The organism is Helcococcus sp. SA-HE-C1, from assembly GCF_985670335.1.
The window spans coordinates 992,212-1,016,742 of record NZ_OZ484652.1 but is presented as its reverse complement, the minus strand read 5'-3'; the positions used below and the strand labels follow the sequence as shown (position 1 = coordinate 1,016,742).

The following is a 24,531-nucleotide window of genomic DNA, read 5'->3' as shown; positions in this document are numbered from 1 at the left end:
GACAACTTTTTAATTTAGATGGTAATTATTTTTCGTAAGGTAAAATTTCATCTTTTTTAACCTTAACAACTTTATAAACAAACCAGATTACAGCTACTGTAATTATAGCAGCAAGAGGGTATGATGCGGTATATCCGCTTAATCCTAATCTTGCATCAAGTGATAAACCAATTTCTGCATGAAGAATATATGATGCAACTATAAAAGCGTAAAAGGCTGTTGGAATTAATCCTATTAAATAATTTTTACCGTGCATTTTCAAGTATATCGTAATCAATATTAAAGCAAATACAGCAGTTGTTTGATTCATAAAACCAAAATATCTCCATAATAAATTGAAACCATTAGCATTTGATTTAGCAAATATTAGTATAGCAATTGCTGGTACATAAAGTATACATGAAAGAATAATTCTTTTAATTGGTGATTTTTGATTAATATTGAATTGTTCAGAAACCATTAATCTTAAAGATTTAAAAGCAGTATCTCCACTTGTTATAGGTAGAATTATAACTGCAGCAACTGCAAATAATCCACCGATTGATCCCATAAATCTTCTTGATATTTCACCAACCATTAATGTAGCTTTTGTGTCTGCTCCAATTGTGTTATATACAACCATAGCTCCTGCAGCCCAAGCCATAGCGATAAAACCTTCAGCAATCATCATGTTATAGAAAGTAGATCTTCCTTCTCTTTCAGAAGTAACAGTTCTAGAAATAAGTGTTACCTGTGATCCGTGAAAACCTGACATAATACCACATGAAACTGTAATAAAGAAAACAGGTATAAATGAAGAGCCTAAAGGGTGCTTTGAAATAAAGTTACCTTCTGTAATAGCTACTAATTTATCTCCACCAGTAAAGATAACTCCAAAAAATATTCCGATAGCGGAAATTAAAAGTAAAGCACCAAAAATAGGATATATCCTACCAATAATTTTATCGATTGGGAATATTGTTGCTACTATATAATAAAGAATGATTGCTGCGTATACATAATATATAACATTCCCGTTTATGTCCATTCCAAGTAAATCTTTAACGATTAAGTCACCAGGTGTATATATGAATACAACACCCACTAGAAGTAAAAGAATCCAATTTACAAAATTATAAACTGTATTTGTTCCTTTTCCTATGTATTTTCTAATTAATTTTGGTACTTGAGCTCCTTTATTTCTCATAGAAATCATTCCTAAAAAATAATCGTGTGCTGCACCTGCAAGTACACACCCCAACGGAATAGTAATAAATGCGATGGGTCCAAATAAAATACCTTGAATAGGTCCTAAAACAGGACCTGTACCTGCTATGTTTAGTAATTCTATAAGTTGATTTTTCCATTTTTTCATACCAACGAAATCAACACCGTCAGCCTCTGTTATAGCAGGAGTTGGTCTATCATCAGGACCAAATACTTTTTCACAGTATTTTCCATATAAATAGCCCCCAGCTAATAAAATAATAATACCAATAATAAATAATATCATTGTATCCTCCTTGTTAATAATTAGTCACATATATATTTTAATACTATAAGCATAAAAAAGCAATACATTTTGTAAAAAAATTAACAATTACGTTAAAATGACAAAAGTGTCAAATTTACATTTGACACTTTGCTAATTATACTAATTTAATTCTAATATTTTAGTGATTTTTTCTTGTCTATTTTTAATTGATTTTTGTGCTGCAGCTAATCTTGAAATAGGAACTCTAAATGGAGAACATGAAACATAGTCTAATCCTAAATCGTCACAAAATGCTACTGAAGCAGGTTCACCACCGTGTTCACCACAAATCCCCAATTTAATATCTGGTCTAGTTTGTCTACCAAGTTTTACGGCACTTCTCATTAATTTACCAACACCTTTTTGATCAATAACTTGGAATGGATCTTTTTCGAAAATTCCATCATCTAGATATTGTGTTAAGAATTTGCCGGCATCATCTCTAGAAAATCCGTATGTCATTTGAGTTAAATCATTTGTACCAAATGAGAAAAATTCAGCAATTTCAGCAATTTCGTCAGCTATTAATGTAGCTCTTGGTATTTCAATCATTGTACCAATATGGTAGTCCAGAGTTTGTCCTTTTTCGTCAAATAATTTTTTAATTTCTTCCTTAATAGAGTTTGCAACTACTTCAAGTTCTTTTGCATCACCAGCAAGTGGTATCATAATTTCAGGAACTATTTCAATACCCTCATCTTTAAGTCTTAATGCAGCCTTCATAATAGCTCTAGCTTGCATTTGGTAGATTTCAGGGAATGTTATAGCAAGTCTTAAACCTCTGTGTCCAAGCATTGGATTCACTTCGTGTAACTCATCAATAACCTTTTTTTGTTCCAATATTGTTACACCCAATTCATTAGCAACGATAGCAATATCTTCATCTGTATGAGGAACAAATTCGTGCAAAGGTGGATCCAATAGACGAACTGTAACAGGCAAGCCTTCCATAACTTTGTAAATATCGTAAAAATCTTTTTCTTGAATAGGTTCAATTTTACCTAATGCTTTTACTCTTTGTTCTAATGATTTTGCAAGAATCATTTCTCTTACTGCGTTGATTCTATCTTCTGCAAAAAACATATGTTCTGTTCTACATAAACCAATACCTTGTGCACCTAAATCTAGTGCTTGTTTAGCATCGTGAGGAGTATCAGCATTTGCTCTTACATCAAGTCTTCTATATTCATCTGCCCATTGCATAAATGTAGCAAATTTACCTGATAATTCTGGATCTCTAGTTTCAACATGACCTAAATAAACTTTACCTGTAGAACCGTCTAAGGATATAAAATCATTTTCGCCTAGAATATGTTCTCCAATTTTAACTGTTTTTTCTTTTTCGTTTACAAATACCTCATGAGCACCAGATACACAACATTTACCCATACCACGAGCAACTACAGCTGCGTGTGATGTCATACCACCACGAGATGTAAGTATACCTTTTGCAGCATCCATACCTTGTAAATCTTCAGGAGAAGTTTCTGTTCTAACAAGTATAATTGGTTCTTCTTTAGCATTTCTAAGCATTGCGTCAGTTGCTGTAAATGAAATATATCCAGATGAAGCTCCTGGTGAAGCAGCTAACCCTTTTGTTAATAATTCAGCTTTTTCTAAGGAATCTTGATCAAAAGTAGGATGCAGCAATTGATCTAATTGAGTAGGTTCAATCATTTGTAATGCTTCTTCTTTTGTTCTCAACCCTTCATTTACTAAATCAACTGCAATATTTATTGCAGCTTCAGCTGTTCTTTTACCATTTCTTGTTTGTAAAATATATAAAGTTCCTTCATCAATAGTAAACTCTAAATCTTGCATATCTCTATAATGTTTTTCTAAAGTTTGTCCAGTATTGTAAAATTGATCATAAATTTCTGGCATTTGATTTTTTAATTCAGATATTTCTGAAGGAGTTCTTACTCCGGCAACCACGTCCTCACCTTGAGCATTAATTAAATATTCACCAAATAAGGCTTTTTCTCCTGTTGCAGGATTTCTTGTAAAGGCAACACCAGTACCAGAATTATCGCCACTATTACCAAACACCATAGTTTGAACGTTTACCGCTGTTCCTAAATCATGAGGGATATCATTAAGTTTTCTATATAGTTTAGCTCTTTCATTATTCCATGATGTGAAAACAGCTATTATAGCATCCAATAGTTGTTTTTTTGGATCTTGTGGAAACTCTTCTCCAACTTCTCTTTTATATATTTCTTTATATTTTTTTATAACTTCTTTTAAGTGTTCAGCAGGAATATCTTTATCTAATTGAACACCTGCTTTTTCTCTTCTTCCTCTAATACATCTTCAAAAAATTGTTTATTAACGCCTTTTGATACATCAGAGAACATTTGTATAAATCTTCTATATGAGTCATAAGCAAATCTAGGATTATTTGTTGTCTTAGCAAAAGCTTCAACGGATTCATCAGTTAGACCTAAATTTAATACAGTATCCATCATACCTGGCATTGAGATAACTGCACCAGAACGAACAGAAAATAGAAGTGGATTTTGTTTGTCGCCAAATTTTTTTCCGATTTTTTCTTCAGTTTTCTTTACATTTTTCTCTATTTCTACAATTAAATCATCCCAAAGGGTCTTTCCTTCTTCGTAATATCTTGTACATGCTTCTGTACTTACTGTAAAACCAAATGGTACGTTTATTCCAAGTCTTGTCATTTCTGCTAGATTGGCTCCTTTACCACCAAGAAGACTTTTCATCTCTTTTTTGCCTTCATCAAAGCTATAAACATATTTCTTATTCATTCTTAAATTCCTCCTTAGATTTTATATGATTTACAATTTTTTCAGATGTTTCTTCAATAGATATATGAGTAATGTCGATTTCTAAGCAATTAAGCTCTCTTGAAATAGAACTAGAGTATTCAAGTTCATGTATTACTCTTTCTCTTGTAGCATAGCTAGAATCATTAGCTATACCAAGAGATTTAATCCTTTCCTTTCTAATTTTAACTAGAACATCAGGATCCATAGTTAGTGCAAATACTCGACAGGAATTAATATTATATAACTCCTTTGGAATATCAATTTCTGGAACGAGAGGGATATTTGTCACCTTAAAACCAAGATTAGACATGTACATAGAAAGGGGAGTCTTTGAAGTTCTCGACACTCCAATTATAACAATGTCCGATTCGCAAATTGATTTTGGATTAGAACCGTCATCATTTGATAGGGCAAAATGCAATAGGTCATCATTAATAAATCTTTCTATAACTTTTCTAATATTTTCCCCATTGGAAATCTTAGAATATACCCCACCAAGAAACTTATAAATAACTGAGTACATATCAAAATATTCAATACGATTCTCAATGCAATATTCCTTTATGAAATCACTCATTTTAAGATTATCGAAAGCATAATAAATAACCTGATTATCTGCAAAAATATTTAATTTATTTAAGTCGTCAAAATTGTTTATTTGATCATATACTTTAATCTCATTTTGTTTTTCTTGTGAAAAATATATATTTATAAGAATATGAGTTAATGTTTTCGATTTCTCATTGGAAATAATCCAAACCTTTTCATTACGCATCTTTTTTCTCCAAAAATTAATTTACTATACATTTATTATATCAAGAATATTTTAATTGTCTAGTAAAATAGACGAATATATATAATACATAATCAATTATTTTTTTTTGTACTTCATCATATATTAAAAAAATCACAATATCAATGAAATTGATTTCAAAAAAAATCTTAAAATATAAAATCTTAAATATGAGATTTATGTATTTCTTGACTATAAATAGCCTAGATACTATAATTAATAGATAAATAAAATGATATGCAGGAGGAGAGATGAGAAATTTAGATAAAAATTATAATCCTAAATCATTCGAGGAAAGGATTTATAAAAAATGGGAAGAGGGGAATTATTTCAAAGCGAAAGTTGATAGAAATAAAGAACCTTTTACAATAGTTATGCCGCCGCCAAATGTAACGGGTAAACTTCATATGGGTCATGCTCTCGTAACAACCCTTCAAGATATCATAATAAGAACAAAGAGAATGAAAGGATTTGAAACTCTTTGGGTACCAGGAACAGATTATGCATCAATTTCTACAGAGGCAAAAGTTGTTGAAAAAATCAGAAATGACGGTCATACTAAAGAAGAACTAGGTAGAGATAAATTTCTTGAAGAAGCGTGGGATTGGACTAAAAAATATGGTGGGACAATCAATAAGCAGTTAAGACTGATTGGAGCATCTGCCGATTGGTCACGCTCAGCATTTACACTAGATGATAATTTATCAAAAGCTGTAGAAGAAGTTTTTGTTAAAATGTATGATGATGGTCATATATATAAGGGTGAAAGAATTGTAAATTATTGCCCGAGTTGTAAAACAACAATTTCCGATGCAGAAGTAGACCATATAGACAAACAATCTCATCTTTGGTATTTTGATTACCAATTTACAGGCGAAAGTGAAAAAATAACTATAGCTACAACAAGACCAGAAACTATTTTAGGTGACTTAGCTGTTGCTGTTGACCCAACAGATGAAAGATATATTGATAAAGTGGGAAAAACAGTTACATTACCATTTGTAGGTAGAGAAATACCTATCATTGCAGACGATTATGTAGATAAAGAATTTGGTACAGGAGCCGTGAAAATAACTCCATCACATGATCCCAATGACTTTGAAGTGGGAAAAAGACATAACTTAGGGCAATGTATAATCATGGAAGATGATGGAAAAATTTCTGAAGGTTATGGTGAATATTCTGGATTGGATAGATTTGAGGCTAGAAAATTAATAATTGAAAATGCTAAAAAAGAAGGTATATTAAATAATATTAAAGATTATAATCATGCAGTAGGTCATTGTGAAAGATGTGGAACTGTAATAGAACCATTAGTATCGGATTAATGGTTTGTTGCAATGAAGGATTTAGCAAAACCAGCTTTAGAAGCATATAAAAATGGAGAACTAAAAATAATTCCTGAAAGATTTGGGAAAATTTATGTTAATTGGTTGGAAAATATAAGAGATTGGAATATTTCAAGACAACTATATTGGGGACATAGATTACCTGTTTACTATAAAGAAAATGGTGAGGTCATAGTATCGAAAGAATACCCAGATGAAAGTATTCACGGTAAAGTTACTCAAGATGAAGGTACATTAGATACATGGTTTTCATCAGCTTTATGGCCGTTTTCAACACTTGGTTGGCGTGACGAAAATAGTGAAGATTTTAAATATTTTTTCCCAACAAATACATTAATTACAGGTTATGATATAATATTCTTTTGGGTAATAAGAATGGTATTTTCTTCAATATATAATACAGGTAAATTACCATTTGATACTGTATATTTAAATGGCATTGTAAGAGACTCAAATGGTCTAAAAATGTCTAAATCATTAGGAAATGGAATTGACCCTATTGATGAAATAGAAAAATTTGGTACGGATGCACTAAGATTTAATCTTGTAAGTGGAAATTCTCCAGGAAATGATATGAGATATATCGAAAAAGATGTTGAGGATAAGAGAAACTTCGCAAATAAATTATGGAATGCATCAAGATTTATTTTTATGAATATTGAAGAAGATAAAATTTATAAAATAGATAGGACAAAATTAACAATAGAAGATAAATGGATCATTTCAAGAATTAATACATTATCAAAAGATATCGATAGACTATTAGATCAATATGAAATTGGTATAATTGCATCAAATCTATATTCATTTATATGGTTTGAATTTTGTGATTGGTATATTGAATTTGTTAAGACTAGATTGTATGGAGAAGGTAAGGATAAAGATAATGTAATAGCGGTGTTATTACACGTACTTGATGAAATTTTAAGATTATTACACCCATATATGCCATTTATTACTGAAGAAATTTACTCATATTTACCAGATAAAAACGATTTAATCATAAAAGCTAAATATCCTGAATACAGTAAAGATAATAATTATGATTGGGAAGAAAATGCGATTTCTAAATTGATTGATGCGATAACTGCGATAAGATCACAAAAGAAAGAACTAGATGTTCCAAACAAATCAAGGTCAAAATTATTTATATATTCAGCGAATAATGAAACCAAAGAAGTGTTCAAAAAATTATCAGAAAATTTAATATCATTAGCCATGTTAAGTGAAGTAGAAATAATTGATGAAGATAAAGAAATTGAAAATGTTGCCATTATTATCCTAGATGATTTTAAGCTTTATTTATCACTTGAAGGTTTGATTGATTATGAAAAAGAATTAAAAAGACTGCAAGATGAAAAGAAAAATACCCTTTCAGAAATAAAAAGAGCTGAAGGGAAATTGAGTAATGAAAAATTTGTTTCAAAAGCTCCAGAGAAATTAGTGAATGAAGAAAAAGAGAAATTAGAAAAATATAAACAAATGCTTGAAGAGATTGAAAAGAGTATTAAAGATATCGAGGAAAAAATAAAATAAATTTGAATATTTTAATTGAAAGGTGAGAGAACGATGAATAAAAAGAAAGTGGTTTTATTTGATGCTGAAAAAATAAAAGAAACAGTAAAAAGACTTGGTGAAGAAATCACAGCAAAATATGACGAACCAATCGTTGCAATTTCATTATTAAAAGGCTCTTTTGTATTTGCTGCAGATTTGGTTAGAGAAATTAAAACGCCTACAATAGTAGATTTTATGACAACTTCCAGTTATGGAAACGATATGGAAACAACAGGTAAAGTAAAAATTTTACATGATGTTAGAACTGATTTGCAAGGGAAAAATGTATTAATTATAGATGATATTTGTGATTCAGGTTTTACACTTAAGGCGATAGTAGATCATGTAAAAGAAATGAATCCAAAGTCTATAAAGACAGTTGTGTTTTTAGATAAGCCTAGCAGAAGACAGACTGACCTTTATCCTGATTTTACTGGCCACGAAATTGACGACTTATTTGTGGTAGGTTATGGATTAAATTACGGTGACTATTACAGAAATTGCCCATATATTTTTGCATTTGTAAATTCAGAAGAAGAAAATGTACAATAAATTTTCAACTCTTTATGATACCCTTGTATTTGATATAGATTATGATAAATATGCAAACAATATTTTAGAAATATTAAAAAATAACAATATAGAAAGAGGACAAATACTTGAAATAGCTTGTGGTACAGGAAATATTACAAAATATCTTGCAAAATCAAAACATAATATTTTAGCGTTTGATTTTTCAGAAGATATGTTGAATCAAGCATATCCAAAACTTATTGATTATGAAAATATTAATTTAATTAAATATGATATGTATAAATTCCCTTATGAAATGTATGAATTTGATGCAATAATCACTTTGTTGGACGTTATAAATTACATAATAAATCCTAAAAAAATTAAAGAACTTTTTTTTAATATTTTTAATGGATTAAAAGATGGGGGAGTGTTTATATTTGATTTAAATTCTAAAAATAAATTGTTTAATGTTCTTGGAGATAATCATTTTATATATGAAAAGGAAAATATTTTTTACACATGGGAGTCTAGTAGGGATAGAAACTTAATAAATTTTGAATTAAATTTTTTTGTTAAAGATATTAAAACGGGTTTATATGAAAGAATTACAGAAAGACAAGTTGAAAGATACTACTCGATAGAATTTATAATTGGTCTACTTGAAGAAGTTGGATTTACTAATATTGAATATAAAGATGAAGATAAAGACATATATAATCCCAAAAAAACACAAAGAATATTATTTTCTTGTTTAAAACATTGTAATTAATTGTTTTTTATGTTATCCTTAGTTAATAGCAAGAGAAATTGCTAAAAGATATGGAGGAAAAAATGGCAAAAGGAACAGTTAAATGGTTTAACGCAACTAAGGGATTTGGTTTCCTTTCAACTGAAGAAGGACAAGATGTTTTTGTACACTTTTCTGCTTTAGAAGATAACGGCGACTTTAGAACTTTAGACGAAGGTCAAGCAGTTGAGTTTGAAATCGTAGAAGGCGAAAAGGGTCCACAAGCTTCTAATGTAGTAAAATTATAATTATATTTGAATTTTTGGAAGTATCCCCTCGAAAGAGGGGTTTTTAATTTTAAATATTTTTTAAATAGAAGTTTCCTCTTTATACATATAACTGATATTTATGATATACTTTTTTAAGATACAATGTAAATTATAGGAGAAAACTATGAAAAGTTATTTAACTAAAGCAATTGATAGAGAAAAGACTATGAGAATATATATTGCTGATACTACCGAAATTGTGAGAGAGATACGAAATATTCATAAATCTTCAGCAACAGGATCAGCGGCACTGGGAAGACTAGCAACTATTGCTGTAATACTAGGACTAACAACTAAAAACGAAAATGAAAAAATAACAATTAGATTTGACGGTAAAGGAGTTGGTGGTAGATTAACAGCAGTAGCAAATTCAAAGGGAGATGTAAAAGTCACAGCAACAAATCCACAAGCTGATGCACCTTCAAAATACCCGGGGAAATTAGATGTAAGTGCATTTGTTGGTACAGATGGGAATTTAGCAATTATAAGAGATTATGGATTAAAAGAACCATACACAGGATTTTCAAAAATTGTAACTGGAGAAATAGCTGAAGATATTGCTTCATATTTTTATTATTCAGAACAAACACCAACTGTAGTTTCACTTGGAGTACTGGTAGATACAGATTTAAGCATTAAGGCGGCGGGAGGTATCTTTATTCAAGCTCTCCCATCAATTTCTGAAAAAGAAATAACGAGATTGGAAGAAATAATAGCTAAATTACCACCAGTTTCAAAATTATTTGATGAAGGTCTTTCTCCAGAGAATATTTTAGATAAATATTTTAACTCTTTAGATGTTGAAATTATAGAAAAAGTAGAAATAAAATATAATTGTGATTGTTCAAATGCAAGAATTGAAGCGGGATTAATTTCGATAGGCTCAAAAGAATTAAAAGAAATCATAAAAGAAGATGGAGAAGCTGAAGTTATTTGTGATTTTTGTAAAACAAGATATCACTTTGATAAAGAACAATTAGAGAAATTATTAGAGGAAAGTAAATAAGATGCCAACTTTTATGTATGCTATTGAACTTATGGGAATAATTTCATTTGCTATTTCTGGAGCTTTAGAAGGTATAAAAAGCAAAACTGATATATTAGGTATTACCATACTTGCTGTTGTTACGTCGACCGGTGGTGGTATTATAAGAGATGTTATATTAGGTATTCATCCACCTTTATCTTTGGTAAATGGAGAGCCGGTAATTATTGCAATCATAACAGCATTTATAGTTTTCATTTTGCATAAGATAAATATGGCAGAAAGAATATTTTCTAGAAAGCAATATATAGATTTTTTAGTTTATGTAGATGCAATAGGCCTTGCTTTTTTCACAATAAACGGAATTAATTACGCACAACTACACAATCCAGAATATAGAAGTTTTTTATTGATTTTCATAGGTCTACTAACTGGTATAGGTGGTGGTGTGATTAGAGATACTCTAGTAAACAAGATACCCTTTATTATGGATAGACACATATATGCCTCAGCAGCAATATTTGGAGCGGTGGTATATAGATTATTAACAAGATATAATTTTATGCAAAGAAAAATTGCTATGATTATTTCGGTAATAATAATATTTTTAATAAGATATTTATCTTATAAAAAAGAGTGGAATTTACCTAAAGTTAATTTACCAAAAATAGAAAAATAAAAAGCTTGACAAAATACAATTAACAATATATTATTATTAGAAATAATATAACGTTGAATAGATGAGTAAGTAAGTATGCTTTTACAGAGAGTCTCAGTTTGGTGTGATGAGATAAAGAGGAATTACTGAATATGGTCTAGGAGTTAGAAAGGTCGAACGATATTTCTTTAAACCTTTCCGGTGACATCCGTTATCTAGTGTAAGATATGAATACGTATCGTAATGAAGGAAGCTTTTTGCTTTAAATTAAGGTGGTAACGCGGATTTTTCGCCCTTATGTGATGAACTCACATAAGGGCTTTTTTAATTTTTTGGAGTTAAAAGATGATAGAAGTAAAAAATTTAAGAAAAATATATAAAAATAAAAACAAAGAACTCTCGGCGGTAGATGATGTTAGTTTTAAGGTCGAGAAGGGAGAAATTTACGGAGTTATTGGTTTGTCTGGTGCAGGGAAATCTACATTGATTAGATTATTAAATAGACTTGAAGAACCTACATCTGGAAAAATAATTATTGACGGGATAGATATTACTAAGCTAAAAAATAAAGAGTTATTAGAAACTAGAAAATCAATTGGAATGATATTTCAACATTTTAACTTATTTAATCAAAAAACAGTTTTTGAAAATATTGCATATCCATTATACCTCATAAATTATAATAAATCAGAGATAAAAAATAGAGTTGAAGAATTACTAGAATTTACTGGTTTGAGTGATAAAAAAAATTCTTATCCTTCACAATTATCGGGTGGACAAAAGCAGAGAGTTGCGATAGCTAGAGCATTATCAACAAATCCAAAAGTGATATTATCTGATGAATCAACATCTGCACTTAATCCAAAAAATACAGAGCAGATATTAGATTTATTGAAGAAATCGGTAGAAAAATACAAAACTACTATTGTTATGATTACACATCAAATGGAAGTAGCAAAGGATATTTGTGATAGAATAGCTGTTATCGAAAAAGGGAAAATAATTGAAGAAGATACAGTTGAAAATTTATTTAAGAAACCTAAAACACAGACCACTAAAAATTTTATAAGAAAAATAGTTGAAGCAGAAGAAGACGAAGAAATTATACTTGATAATTTTATGGGTAGAGTATTTAGAATTACTTATTCTCAAGAAACATATAACAAGCCGATATTATCAGAATTATCGAAAGAATTCAACATTAATTTTAGTATAATATCGGGAAATATAAATAGACTTCAATCTACTGGAATTGGACATACGGTGGTGGAGTTTATAGGTGATGATGAAAAGCTTAAAAAAGCACTTGCAAGGTTAGAAAAATATGGAGTAGAAGTGGAGGAAGTTAAATGAGTGAAATACAAAGTTTGATTTTAGAGGCTACTGGTGAAACAGTGTATATGATAGTATTAAGTACATTTTTCACGTTATTAGTTGGCTTACCACTATCATTGATATTATTTTCAACTAGCAAAAATGGATTAGGTAAAAATTCAAAACTTTATACAGTTTTAGATTTTATAGTAAATATATTAAGATCTTTTCCATTCATCATATTAATAATTCTATTATTACCACTTTCTAAAATTATAGTGGGAACAAGACTTGGTACAACTGCCGCCATAGTTCCATTGACTATTGGTGCGATACCATTTCTAGCAAGGCTGTTCGAACAAGCTTATCTTACAGTAGATAAAGGAATAATAGAGGCGTGTAAATCAATGGGAGCGAGTGATTTTAATATTTTGACAAGAGTTATAATATCAGAGTCACTTCCACAACTAATAGCATCAGTTACAAACTTAATAATTACACTTATAGGATATTCTGCGATGGCAGGTGTCGTTGGGGGAGGTGGATTAGGTTCTGTTGCAAAAAGATTTGGATATGACAGAATAAATAACGAAGTTTTATTTTTATCGGTCATTGTAATTATTGCTCTTGTACAAATAATTCAATTTACTGGAACAAGACTAGCAAAAAAAGTAGATAAAAGAAAATAAGGAGAAAATTATGAAAAAAACTATTACATTATTATTGGCATTAACATTAGCATTTTTACTTGTTGCATGTGGAAATACTAAAAAAGAAGAAACTAAGAATGAATCAAAAACTGAAACAAAGTTAAAAGATAAAAAAGAAAACAAAAAAGTTGTTATTGGTGTGTCGCCAGTACCGCATAAAGAAATAGCTGAAGTAGCTAAGAAGATTCTGGAAAAAGATGGGATAGAATTGGAAATAAAAGAATTTGACGATTATGTAATACCGAACACAGCACTTGAAGAAAAATCATTAGATTTAAATTTTTTCCAACACATACCATACTTAGAAAACTTTAATAAAGATAGAGGAACACATATTGCGTTTTTAGGTGGAGTTCATATTGAGCCAATGGGAATATATTCAAAGACATTAAAGTCTCTAGACCAACTTAAAAATGGTGATACAGTAGTATTTCCAAATGATGCCTCAAATGGAGCAAGATCTTTACGTATCTTAGAAGATAATGGATTGATTAAGTTAAAAGATGGTATAGGATTAAATGCAACAGAGAAAGATATTGTTGAAAATAAAAAGAATTTAAAGTTTTTACCAGTAGAGGCGGCAACAATACCTAGAGCTTATGAAGATGCAGCTATAGCTATAATAAATTCAAACTATGCTTTAACTGCAGGATTATCACCTAAGAATGATTCACTAGCAATTGAAAAAACGAATAAAAACCCATTTGCAAATGGTATAGCAGTAAGAGAAGCGGATAAAGATAATGAAACTTATAAAAAAGTCCTAAAGGCTTTTCAATCAGATGAAGTAAAAAAATATATAGAAGATAAATTTAAGGGCGAAATTATTCCTGCTAAATAACAAAAATATTTTATCCCCCATAAAAATATAAAGAGTTGTCTATATTTAGACAACTCTTTATATTTTTTTTAGTTTATATCATTTGTTAATTTTAATTTTTTTAATATTGCTAATAAAGAAGATAATAAGACGGCGACAACAGACGCAAGTACCATTCCGCTTAATTGTATTGTCCCAAATTGAATGCTTAATCCAGACAAACCAGATACAAAAATTACTGATGTAAGTACTAGATTTTCAGATTTGTTATAATCAACTTTTTGGTCAACTAAGAGTCTTATACCTGAAGCTCCAATCATTCCATATAGTAAAAATGTAACTCCGCCTATTACATTTCCTGGTATAGTTTGAATTAACGCTGAAAGTCGCCAAAAAACGCCATTAGTATTGATATGACAGCGGCCCCTGCAATTACTTGTACGGAGTAAACTCCAGTAATCGCCATTACACCTATATTTTCACCGTATGTGGTTGTTGGTACACCGCCTACAAGTCCAGAAATAGCTGAAGAAAAATTATCGGCAAAAATGGATCTATGTAATCCGGGATCTTTTAATAAGTTTTTATTCACTATATTTGAAGTAACAACTTGATGAGATATGTGTTCGGAAGTTATTACGAGTATTACTGGGAGCATAGCAAGTATAGACTCCACAGAAAATTGTGGTATTTGAAATTGTGGCATAGTAAATAACGAAGCTTCTTGCACTTTAGTAAAATCAACCATTCCAAAAAATATTGCTGTAATATATCCTATTACTATCGCTACTAAAATTGGAATAGTTGATAAAAATCCTCTAAATACAACGGAACCTATCACTGCTGTTAATAAGGTTACAGCAAAAACTATCCAGTCAGCTTTTACAGAAGTTTCGGTCATTAAATTTGCACCTATTGCCCCTCCTTTTACGGTTATCCCTGCCAGTTCTAGTCCTATTAAGGCTACGACGGCACCCATTGCAGCAGGAGGTAGAACTACATCTATCCATTTTACTCCAAATTTATAAATAACAAATGCCAGTAAACATCCAATCAATCCGACCACTAAAAAAGCACCTTGAGCATATCTAAATCCTTGTGAAGCAATAATAGCAGTACCGGATGCTAAAAATGCAAAACTTGAACCTAAATAAGCAGGTGCTTTTTTCTTAGTTATCAAAATAAATAAAAGTGTTCCAATACCATTCATTAAAAGAACAATACCAGGGTTAATATTAAATAAAATAGGAACTAAAACCGATGCTCCAAACATGGCAAATGTATGTTGCAAAGATAAAGGTAATAGTAACTTTAGTGGGACTTTCTCATCAACTTTGTAGATTTTTTTGTTTTCCATTTTGACCTCCAATTTTTTTTCACTGAGAGATACTTTACTATAAAAAAATATGAATGTCAACATATATTTTAAGAAAAAAAAGAGAGAAAATAAATTCTCTCAATCTAAATCATACAAATCTCTAAACATTAAATTCCCATTATCTACGCCAGTTTCAGTAAATCTAATACTATCACCAACTTTTTCAATAACACCTAAATCTAAATATTTATCTAATATTTTCTTATATTTATTTTCAAAATCAATATTAAATTTTTTGTTAATATTTAAAACATTAAAACCTTTTAACATTCTTAGATTCAGCATTAAATATTCCTTCTCTCTAGTGTCGAGACTTAGAACTTCTTTTTCTTCAATGGGGAATCTCCCAGAATCAATCATTTCATAGTATGTCTTAAATCTTCTAGTATTCGTAGTTCTAATTAGATCTATATTGGCAGATGCCCCCATACCAACTCCTAGATAATTTTTTAGATTCCAATATTTTTGATTATGAATGGATTCATATCCTTCCTTAGAAAAGGAGGAGATTTCATATTGATTAAATCCATGTGATTTTAAGGTTTTGGTGACTAAATGATACATTTTCCGTTCTTCTATCGGGTCAAAAAGTTCAAATTTGCCCTCGTTTACCCACCATTCAAAGTGCGTTTTTTCTTTTAAAATTAATGAATAGTAAGAAATATGATTTACATCTAGATTTACAGCAATGGATAAATCATTTTTTAAAACATTAATATCTTGTTTAGGATTAGCCATCATTAAATCGATACTGATGTTTTTACAGCCAAGTTCTTTCATGATTTGCAATTTTTCAAAAACGGTTTCTTTTCTGTGAATTCTACCCATAATCCTTAAAACTTGATTATCAAAACTTTGTACCCCCATAGAAAATCTATTTATACCACTTTTTAGATAGGTTATAATCTTTTTTTTATTAACAGACTCGGGATTCAATTCAATTGTAATTTCACAATCTTCTTCAAGTATAAATACTTCTTTTATTGTGGAAATAATTTTAGACATTAAATTAGCATCAAGATATGAAGGAGTACCACCACCGATATATATAGTATCTAGTATATAGCCTTTTCCTTCGTACATTTGTATTTCTTTAATTAAATAATTTACATAGTCTAGTATTTCATCATTTTGATCTGTAAATGTTAGAAAATCACAATAGTGGCACTTCTTTTCACAAAAAGGAATATGGACGTACAGACCTACTATTTTATTCATTTTTTTCAAGCGTAGTACTTAACTTTGCGATTTCAATAATGACTTTAGCAGCTTTTTCCATAGATTCTATCGCAACAAACTCATATCTTCCGTGGAAATTTTCGCCACCGGCAAAAATATTTGGAGTAGGCAATCCCATAAATGAAATTTTTAATCCATCGGTTCCTCCACGAATAGGAGTAATATTTGGGGTTATACCAAGATTTTTCATTGCTTTTTTTGCTATATCAACACAGGTGAAATCATTTTCGATTATTTCGCCCATATTATGATAAGAATCTTCAATTTTGAAAGTAATTCTTTCTTTTCCGTATTTATTATTAATTCTTTTAGTGATAAGTTCAATATATTTTTTCTTATCTTCAAAAAGATTTTTATCGTGATCACGAATGATATAGATCATCTTTGCTGCTTCTTCATTACCATTTATTTCAGATAAATGATAAAAACCTTCATATCCTTCAGTATGTTCTGGTGAAGAATATTCAGGAAGTGCATTTTGAAATTCAATAGCAATTTTCAAGGCATTTACCATTTTATCTTTTGCAGAACCTGGATGAACGTTTTTACCTTGAATATTTACAATAAGTGAAGCGGCATTAAAGCATTCATATTCTAAGTCGCCAACAATACTACCGTCCATAGTATAAGCAAAATCACAATCAAAATCTTTCACATCAAATAAATCAGCACCTCTACCTATTTCTTCATCAGGACCAAAAGCTACACGTATTTTACCGTGTTCAATTTCAGGGTGCTGTAAAAGATAATGTCCAGCAGTAACAATCTCGGCAACACCAGCTTTATCATCAGCTCCTAAAAGGGTAAATCCATCAGTTGTTATTAGTGTCTGTCCTATGTATCTATTTAAACTTGGAAAATCTTTTGGTGAAAGTATATATTTACCTTCTTTGTCTAATTTAATATCTGATCCGTCATAATTTTCGTGAAACTGTGGATTAATATTTTCGCTTTCAAAATCAGCAGTATCTATATGGGAAATAAACCCAATTGTTGGAAGTTTCTTACTTGAAGTAGATGGAATAGTAGCTGTAACAAAATAGTTTTCGGTATTTAATTTAACATTTTCATAACCAAGCTCCTTTAGTTCTTCTACTAAATCGTTTTGAAAATGAATTTGATTATTAGAGCTAGGCACACTAGAGCTTTCTGGATTTGATTTAGTATCTTTTTTTACGTATTTTATAAATCTATCTATTAATTGGTTTGACATAGTTACTCCTTTATTTTTTATTTTATATTATATCACTAATCATATAATCTATAAAAATATTGTATTTTAATATAATTATAGTTTATAATTAATCTAACAAAATAATAAGTGGAAAATTTGTAAAAAAATTATTTTTTTTGTTATCGATAAATACGTTTTCCTTAAATAATGGAATATATTATAAATTTATTTTAAAATAAAAAATAGCAAATCGAAGATTTGCTAAATTATTCGCCAATGCGAGTCCATAAGGACGACATGAATAAATTTTTATTTGAACTCATGATGTAATTTCATATAGCTATTAAGCTGAAACCATTTAAATTTTTACTGATAATATTAAAAAGCTTTTTTATTCTATATTTTTATATTTAAGTACATACAAATTATATATTTCAAATAAAATCAATTATAAAGAACTATAAAGGAGTTAATATGTATATATTAGAACTAAATCAAGCAGGAATATCTACAGAAATAGCTTTGTTTGATAGTATCGAGCAGGGTCGAGAGTTTATATCTAGATTAAAAGGATATAATTGTGAAGAAATAGACGGTTTCTTATATGAAACTATATCATTAGAAGAATTTCCTAACTATCTAGAATTAGAATTTAACGATCATATTATCCCATTTTCAAAATTTATGTTTACTGAAAACTCTCAAATTGATGTAATTTGGAAAGAAATACCTAATTTGTCAACTAAAGGAAATGGTATGGTATCGAATGTAACAAGGATAGATGCGTATTCTATTGAAAACGAAGATGTTAAAATATACATAGAAAATCGTGAGCAAAGATATAAAAAAGTAAAAAAATATTTAGAAGACAAAGGATTTGAAGTGAGTAGAGCGTTTTTTGGTTCAGAAGATGGTGAAGCTATTTTATATAAAAGAAAAGACTCTGAAAATTGGCATTTTTTAATTCATTTAGATCCGAATTTTACTGAAATACTTGATATTGAAAAATTTGTTAAAGAAATAATATTAAAATAAGATAATTTTAAATCGATTCATTATACATATATAAACAAACAAGTAGTGATAATTATTTAGAAACGAGTTATAAACTGGCACCTAAATTCAATTTTTTAGGATGCCAGTTTTTTATTCCAAAATAAAATTCCATTTCATAAACATTTCATAAATCTGTTATAAGATGTCTAATATAAACAAATAAAAAATAAAGTTTAGGAAAGGAGTTATAATGAAAGTAATAGAAAATGCATTAGCATATGTTACACGAAAAAAGAATAGAACATTAATAGTTTTTATAATTCTATCATTGGTTCTTTCGAGTTTATACGCATGCTTAAATGTATTAAAATCAAGTGATGATTTAGAAAAATCTTTATATAAGTCATCAAATTCATCAATATCTATAACAAAAAAGGCTAAAGGAAATGAGAATGGCTATTTTAATCTAAGTGAGTTCAAGGGATTGGATAAAATAAAAGAAATAGATCATAACATTCCTCAATATAATTCTATAGCAAAACTAATTAGTGGAAAAGTAGTTGATGCAGAAGAAAAGATAAAAAGGGACGATATACCAGAAAATATGAAAAATGTAGTTGAAATAGAGGCTACAAGTGAAACTAAAAAGAACATTTTATTTAATAGTGGTGTTTTTTCATTAAAAGAAGGAAGAAATATTGAAAAAAATGATGTTAATAAAATTTTAGTTCATGAAGAATTTGCTAAAAAAAATAATCTAAAATTAAATGATAAAGTTAGCTTAGAACTAGTAAATAATAGTGATAGCTCAAAGAAAATACAAAAACAAGATTATCAAATTGTAGGTATCTTTAGTGGTAAGAAACAAGAAAAATTTACAGGATTGTCATCTGATTTTAGTGAAAATATGATGTTTACAGATTATGCATCAAGTCAGAAAGCTTTAAATATTTCTGATCAAAATAAAATAGTAAATAAAATAAGTATATTTACAGAAAGTCCAGAAAAAATGGATGAAGTAATAAGTAAGATTAAAAAGTTAGATTTTGATTCATCTAAATATAATATAGAGAAAGATAGCAACTCATTTAAGGAAGCTTTAGAATCATTAGATGGAGTTAAACATATCATAAAAATCATGACATATGCAATAGTTGTAGCAGGTGCGAGTGTTCTTTCATTGATACTTGTATTGTGGCTGAGAGAGAGAATATATGAAATAGGAATATTATTATCAATAGGCGTAAGTAAAATTAAAATTATAAGTCAATTTATTATAGAATTAATATTTATATCTATACCGACAATTATTGTATCCTTAGTTTTAGGAAATGTGATAGTTAAACAAATTATTAGTGGGATGATAAGTTCTGAAAATACAGAATCATTACCAAGCAACTTTATAAGTGGAGGATATAGTTTAGATACGTTAACTACATTTGTGAAAAGTTATGGATTGTTAGTGTTTATAATACTTGTATCAGTAATCATTGCTTCATCAATGATTTTAATAAAAAAACCGAAAGAAATTTTATCAAAAATAAGTTAGGAGAAAATCATGAATATATTAGAAATAAAAAATGTAACATACAGTTATGAGTCAAAAGAGAAAATATTATCTCTAGTAAATGAAAGTTTTGAATTAGGAAAATTTTATGCGATTATAGGTAAATCAGGGACAGGTAAATCAACATTACTTTCTTTACTTGCAGGATTAGATAAACCAAACAGTGGATCAATTTTATTTAATAACGAAAATATTGAAAAAAAGGGATATAGTTATCATAGAAAAAATAATATTTCTCTTGTATTCCAAAATTATAATTTAATAGATTATTTATCACCATTAGAAAATATTAGATTGGTAAATAGCAAAGCATCTGAGCAAATATTGCTTGAGTTAGGACTTGATAAAACTCAAATAAAAAGAAATGTTATGAAATTATCAGGGGGGCAACAACAAAGAGTTGCTATTGCAAGAGCTTTAGTTTCAGAAGCTCCTGTTATATTGGCAGATGAGCCTACAGGTAATTTGGATGATGCAACTGCTGGAGAAATAATTGAAGTATTAAAAAAACTTGCTAAAGAGAGAAATAAATGTGTTATTGTAGTGACTCATAGTAAAGAAGTGGCAAGTGCCGCAGATACAATATTAGAATTAAATAATAAGAAAATTAAAAAGACAAATAATATTTAAGGGGGACAGAAATGTTTAAAAATGCTTTTGCGTATGTCACAAGAAAAAGCTTAAAATCATTAATCATACTATTAATCATTTTATCAATGTCAGCACTTAGTTTAATAAGTTTATCAATAAAGGATGCAACTAATAAAGCTGCTGCAGAAACTTTCGGAAACATCACTAATAGTTTTACTATGGAAATAAATAGAAGAGTAAATCCAGGTACTCCAAGAGGTGGTGGAAATGTCAAAGGTGAAGATATAAAAAAAATAGTTGATTCTGGACATATTGATAACTATATAAAGAGAATAGGTAGTGTGGCAGATTTAGTAGATCACGATATTATAGAAACGCCAGAAACTAAAGCTAACCAATCAGCAGAAAGAGCTAAAAACTTCAAAAGAACAGTAATGTTAACAGGGGTTAATCAATCCGAGAAAGAAACTAAATTTGTTTCTGGAGCATATAAATTAGTTGAAGGAAAACACTTAGAAAATAACGATAAAAATAAGATTTTAATGCATAAAGATTTAGCTGCTAAAAATAATTTAAAAGTAGGGGATAAATTAAAATTAAAATCAAATTTATTTGATGCTGATAATGAAAAAGGTGCAAATGAAACAGTAGAAGTAGAAATTAAAGGTTTATTTGATGGACACAATAGTGGTGGTGTAAGTGCTGCACAAGAGCTTTACGAAAATACTTTAATGACAGATGTTCACACTGCAGCTAAAGTTTATGGTAATACTGAAGATACAGCAGTATATCAAGATGCAACATTCTTTGTAAAGGGTAATAGAAGTTTAGAAGATGTAATGAAAGGGCTTGGAAAGCTTGATATCAACTGGAAATCATACAGCTTAATTAAGAGCTCTTCTAACTATCCAGCATTACAAAAATCTATTTCAGGAATATACTCAATAGCAAATCAATTATTTGCAGGTTCAATAATATTTGCAGGATTGGTAGTAACATTACTATTATTCTTATGGATGAACTCTAGAAAAAAAGAAATTGCTGTATTACTATCATTAGGTATATCTAAGGCTAAAATATTTGGGCAATTTGCAATGGAATTACTTTTAGTATCTATACCAGCATATATAGGTTCATACTTCCTAGCGGTTTATACTGGTAAAATACTTGGAAATAGTATTTTGAAAAATGTTACTGGAGGTATTGCAAAACAATTATCAAAACAATCATCTTCTCAAAACTTAGGTGGTGGTGCTGAAGCTGAAGGATTTAATAAAACATTATCAAAATTAGATGTAATTATAAATCCTAAAACACTAATTTACGTAATATTATTTATGACATTAGTATTAGGAATCGCATTATTAATTTCTTCTTCAAATATTTTAAGAAAGAAACCAAAAGAATTATTAATAGATACAAAATAATATAAAAATATCGGTGTATATACACCGATATTTTTATATATTTGAGATAAATATAGGTTATAATTGAATATATAAAATAAAAGTTTTACTATCAATGTGTAAAGGAGGAATAATGAAAATACTTATAGTTGAAGATGACCCTATGATAAGAGAAGGGGTTTGTGAATATCTATCTGAATTTGGATATGAAATGATTGAAGCTAAGGATGGCAAAGAGGCCATTTTAAATTTTAATGCAGATGAATTTAATTTAGTTATATTAGATATTCAAATACCTATATTAAATGGACTTGAAGTACTAAAAAAAATAAGAGAAAAAAGTAAATTACCAATACTTATGTTAACTGCATTTAACGATGAAGAATATAAGATAGAAGCTTTTACTGGTTTAGCAGATGGATATATTGAAAAACCTTTTTCTTTACCAGTCTTAAAGGCGAGAGTAGATTCTTTAATTAAAAAGTACTTTGGAGATATAGAAATATTTAAGTACAAAGATACAGTAGTAAATTTCACTAGTTATACAGCTAAATATAATAATAAAAATATAGACGTGAATGCTAAAGAATTAGAAATACTAAAATATTTAATCAAAAATGAAGGTCAGGCACTAACCAGATCTCAGATTATAGACAATGTTTGGAAAGAAACTGAGGAGATACCATTTGATCGAGTAATTGACGTATATATAAAAGAGTTACGAAAAAAACTAGGATTAGACTGTATAACTACAATTAGAAATGTTGGATATAAATTGGAGAGAAGATGAAGAATTTAAGAGTGTTTCCAAAAATGTTTTTGCAAACATTTAGTATTTTAGCGAGTTTAATTATTTTAATACATTTACTTGTTTTCTTTATTTTTCCAAAAACATATTTAGAAACAAGAAAACAAGAAATTCAAGCTAAAGCAAATGAAATTTCTAATAATATTCAAGGTAAAGATTTAAAATTTATAGAAGAGTCTTTGGAATTTTATTCTAAAAGTAGTGAAATAACTGCGTTTATTAAAGGTAAAAAGAACGAAAATGAATTACACATAAAAAATAATAATAGTATAGATTTAAGAAGTTCTAATAATTCTTTAATAATAGAAGAGAGAAAAATAAAGCTAAATACTGGACAAGATATATTTGTACAATTTATATCGACTACAGATATGCAAAAAGATGCAAAAGATCTTAGTTTTAAGTTTCTCCCATTTTCATTATCTATTTCATTTTTATTTTCTATAGTTATATCGCTTATTTATGCTAAAGCTATAAAAAATAATATTCAAGAAATTAAAGATGTTACAGATAAAATGATGAGATTGGATAAAACCGCAATTTTAGATGTTAATTCAAAAAATGAAGTTGGGCAACTCAAGGGTCAAATTAATGATCTTTATAAAACTTTATTAAAACTAATTGATGATTTAGAAATTAAAAACAAGGAAGTATTAAAATTAGAAAAATTAAAATATGATTTTTTTAGGGGAGCTTCTCATGAGTTAAAAACACCACTTGCAAGCCTTAAAATTATATTAGAAAACATGAAATATAATATTGGAAAATATAAAAATAAAGAGCTGTACATTGGAAATTGTATTGATATAGTAGACGATTTATCGCAAAATATTTCTCAAATCCTGTCTATATCATCTTTAGAAAATTTAAAAAATGATGAAGAAATTGTTAAAATAAATGATGTATTGCAAGAAGTATTGAACAAGTATAGTTTAATAGCAACACAAAAAAATATAAAGTTTAATAATAATCTAGAAGATGAAAATATTTATATTGGTAAAACAGCAATTAAAATTGTTCTTTCTAATTTAATTAGTAATGCAGTGAAGTATACTGAAAATAATGGAATTATAAATATTGGTGTTGTAAATAATTTCTTATATATAGAAAATTCATTTGATAATGATTTAGATTTAGATAATATTTTTGAAGTTAATTTTGATCTAAACAAAGAAAATAGCAATGGTTTAGGGCTTTATATTGTAAGAAATATACTATTAAATTATGGTGTAAAATATCGAGTTGATAGAAGTGACATCGGAATAATTTTTTTTATTGAATTAAATACTAAAGGTTTAGATTGATT

General features: G+C 28.6%; 18 protein-coding genes, 3 pseudogenes and 1 other annotated feature. Of the genes and pseudogenes, 15 read left to right on the top strand and 6 right to left on the bottom strand.

Annotation, left to right across the window (positions count from 1 at the left end; translation table 11 throughout):
- Positions 1 to 25 precede the first annotated feature (25 nt).
- The 3 genes and pseudogenes from AC4KN9_RS05305 to AC4KN9_RS05295 form a co-directional block, all read right to left on the bottom strand.
- Entirely contained in the window at positions 26 to 1,492 is a 1,467-nt protein-coding gene (locus AC4KN9_RS05305) for a carbon starvation CstA family protein (protein ID WP_491017584.1), read from the bottom strand.
- A gap of 141 nt (positions 1,493 to 1,633) precedes the next feature.
- Positions 1,634 to 4,287 (bottom strand): annotated as a pseudogene (ppdK, locus tag AC4KN9_RS05300) (pyruvate, phosphate dikinase).
- On the bottom strand, positions 4,280 to 5,083 hold the full coding sequence (locus AC4KN9_RS05295) for a kinase/pyrophosphorylase (protein ID WP_491017583.1): 804 nt from the start codon (positions 5,081 to 5,083) through the stop codon (positions 4,280 to 4,282). The pseudogene ppdK and the gene AC4KN9_RS05295 overlap by 8 nt, the downstream one beginning before the upstream one ends.
- Before the next feature lie 269 nt (positions 5,084 to 5,352).
- Here AC4KN9_RS05295 and AC4KN9_RS05290 point away from each other — a divergent pair.
- The 9 genes and pseudogenes from AC4KN9_RS05290 (at position 5,353) to AC4KN9_RS05250 (ending at position 14,087) form a co-directional block, all read left to right on the top strand.
- Positions 5,353 to 7,986, top strand: a pseudogene (locus tag AC4KN9_RS05290) (valine--tRNA ligase).
- A 33-nt stretch (positions 7,987 to 8,019) separates the two neighbouring features.
- On the top strand, positions 8,020 to 8,559 hold the full coding sequence (gene hpt, locus AC4KN9_RS05285; protein WP_491017582.1) for a hypoxanthine phosphoribosyltransferase: 540 nt from the start codon (positions 8,020 to 8,022) through the stop codon (positions 8,557 to 8,559).
- Positions 8,549 to 9,292: a class I SAM-dependent DNA methyltransferase gene (locus AC4KN9_RS05280; protein WP_491017581.1), complete on the top strand. Its 744-nt coding sequence runs from the start codon at positions 8,549 to 8,551 to the stop codon at positions 9,290 to 9,292. Before hpt ends, AC4KN9_RS05280 begins: the two co-directional genes overlap by 11 nt.
- A 62-nt stretch (positions 9,293 to 9,354) precedes the next feature.
- Positions 9,355 to 9,558, top strand: coding sequence for a cold-shock protein (locus AC4KN9_RS05275; protein WP_491017580.1), 204 nt, complete (start codon positions 9,355 to 9,357; stop codon positions 9,556 to 9,558).
- Between the two features lie 145 nt (positions 9,559 to 9,703).
- Entirely contained in the window at positions 9,704 to 10,585 is an 882-nt protein-coding gene (gene hslO / locus AC4KN9_RS05270; protein WP_491017579.1) for an Hsp33 family molecular chaperone HslO, read from the top strand.
- 1 nt (position 10,586) lies between these two features.
- Entirely contained in the window at positions 10,587 to 11,243 is a 657-nt protein-coding gene (locus tag AC4KN9_RS05265) for a trimeric intracellular cation channel family protein (protein WP_491017578.1), read from the top strand.
- Between the two features lie 44 nt (positions 11,244 to 11,287).
- Positions 11,288 to 11,522, top strand: a binding site (T-box leader).
- Positions 11,523 to 11,567: 45 nt separating this feature from the next.
- Complete coding sequence (locus tag AC4KN9_RS05260) at positions 11,568 to 12,575, top strand: methionine ABC transporter ATP-binding protein (protein WP_491017577.1); 1,008 nt, start codon at positions 11,568 to 11,570, stop codon at positions 12,573 to 12,575.
- Positions 12,572 to 13,225, top strand: a complete 654-nt coding sequence (locus AC4KN9_RS05255) for a methionine ABC transporter permease (protein ID WP_491017576.1) — start codon at positions 12,572 to 12,574, stop codon at positions 13,223 to 13,225. The genes AC4KN9_RS05260 and AC4KN9_RS05255 overlap by 4 nt, the downstream gene beginning before the upstream one ends.
- A 10-nt stretch (positions 13,226 to 13,235) precedes the next feature.
- On the top strand, positions 13,236 to 14,087 hold the full coding sequence (locus tag AC4KN9_RS05250) for a MetQ/NlpA family ABC transporter substrate-binding protein (RefSeq protein WP_491017575.1): 852 nt from the start codon (positions 13,236 to 13,238) through the stop codon (positions 14,085 to 14,087).
- Positions 14,088 to 14,155: 68 nt separating this feature from the next.
- On the opposite strand, the pseudogene uraA reads toward AC4KN9_RS05250, so the two are convergent.
- The 3 genes and pseudogenes from uraA to pepT all read right to left on the bottom strand — a co-directional run bounded on the left by uraA (position 14,156) and on the right by pepT (position 17,896).
- Positions 14,156 to 15,423, bottom strand: a pseudogene (gene uraA / locus AC4KN9_RS05245) (uracil permease).
- A 99-nt stretch (positions 15,424 to 15,522) separates the two neighbouring features.
- Positions 15,523 to 16,662: a radical SAM family heme chaperone HemW gene (gene hemW, locus AC4KN9_RS05240; RefSeq protein WP_491017574.1), complete on the bottom strand. Its 1,140-nt coding sequence runs from the start codon at positions 16,660 to 16,662 to the stop codon at positions 15,523 to 15,525.
- Positions 16,655 to 17,896: a peptidase T gene (gene pepT / locus AC4KN9_RS05235; RefSeq protein ID WP_491017573.1), complete on the bottom strand. Its 1,242-nt coding sequence runs from the start codon at positions 17,894 to 17,896 to the stop codon at positions 16,655 to 16,657. Before pepT ends, hemW begins: the two co-directional genes overlap by 8 nt.
- A gap of 435 nt (positions 17,897 to 18,331) precedes the next feature.
- On the opposite strand from pepT, the gene AC4KN9_RS05230 reads away from it, so the two are divergent.
- From AC4KN9_RS05230 to AC4KN9_RS05205, 6 genes are all read left to right on the top strand, one after another.
- A complete protein-coding gene (locus AC4KN9_RS05230) occupies positions 18,332 to 18,892 on the top strand; it encodes a hypothetical protein (protein WP_491017572.1) in 561 nt (186 codons plus the stop codon).
- A 211-nt stretch (positions 18,893 to 19,103) separates the two neighbouring features.
- Positions 19,104 to 20,402, top strand: a complete 1,299-nt coding sequence (locus tag AC4KN9_RS05225; protein ID WP_491017571.1) for an ABC transporter permease — start codon at positions 19,104 to 19,106, stop codon at positions 20,400 to 20,402.
- Positions 20,403 to 20,411: 9 nt separating this feature from the next.
- Positions 20,412 to 21,050: an ABC transporter ATP-binding protein gene (locus AC4KN9_RS05220; protein WP_491017570.1), complete on the top strand. Its 639-nt coding sequence runs from the start codon at positions 20,412 to 20,414 to the stop codon at positions 21,048 to 21,050.
- An 11-nt stretch (positions 21,051 to 21,061) separates the two neighbouring features.
- The gene (locus AC4KN9_RS05215) at positions 21,062 to 22,438 is read left to right on the top strand and encodes an ABC transporter permease (protein ID WP_491017569.1); all 1,377 of its coding nucleotides are present in this window, start codon (positions 21,062 to 21,064) and stop codon (positions 22,436 to 22,438) included.
- Between the two features lie 112 nt (positions 22,439 to 22,550).
- The gene (locus AC4KN9_RS05210) at positions 22,551 to 23,207 is read left to right on the top strand and encodes a response regulator transcription factor (protein WP_491017568.1); all 657 of its coding nucleotides are present in this window, start codon (positions 22,551 to 22,553) and stop codon (positions 23,205 to 23,207) included.
- Positions 23,204 to 24,529: a histidine kinase dimerization/phospho-acceptor domain-containing protein gene (locus AC4KN9_RS05205; protein WP_491017567.1), complete on the top strand. Its 1,326-nt coding sequence runs from the start codon at positions 23,204 to 23,206 to the stop codon at positions 24,527 to 24,529. The genes AC4KN9_RS05210 and AC4KN9_RS05205 overlap by 4 nt, the downstream gene beginning before the upstream one ends.
- Positions 24,530 to 24,531 lie beyond the last annotated feature (2 nt).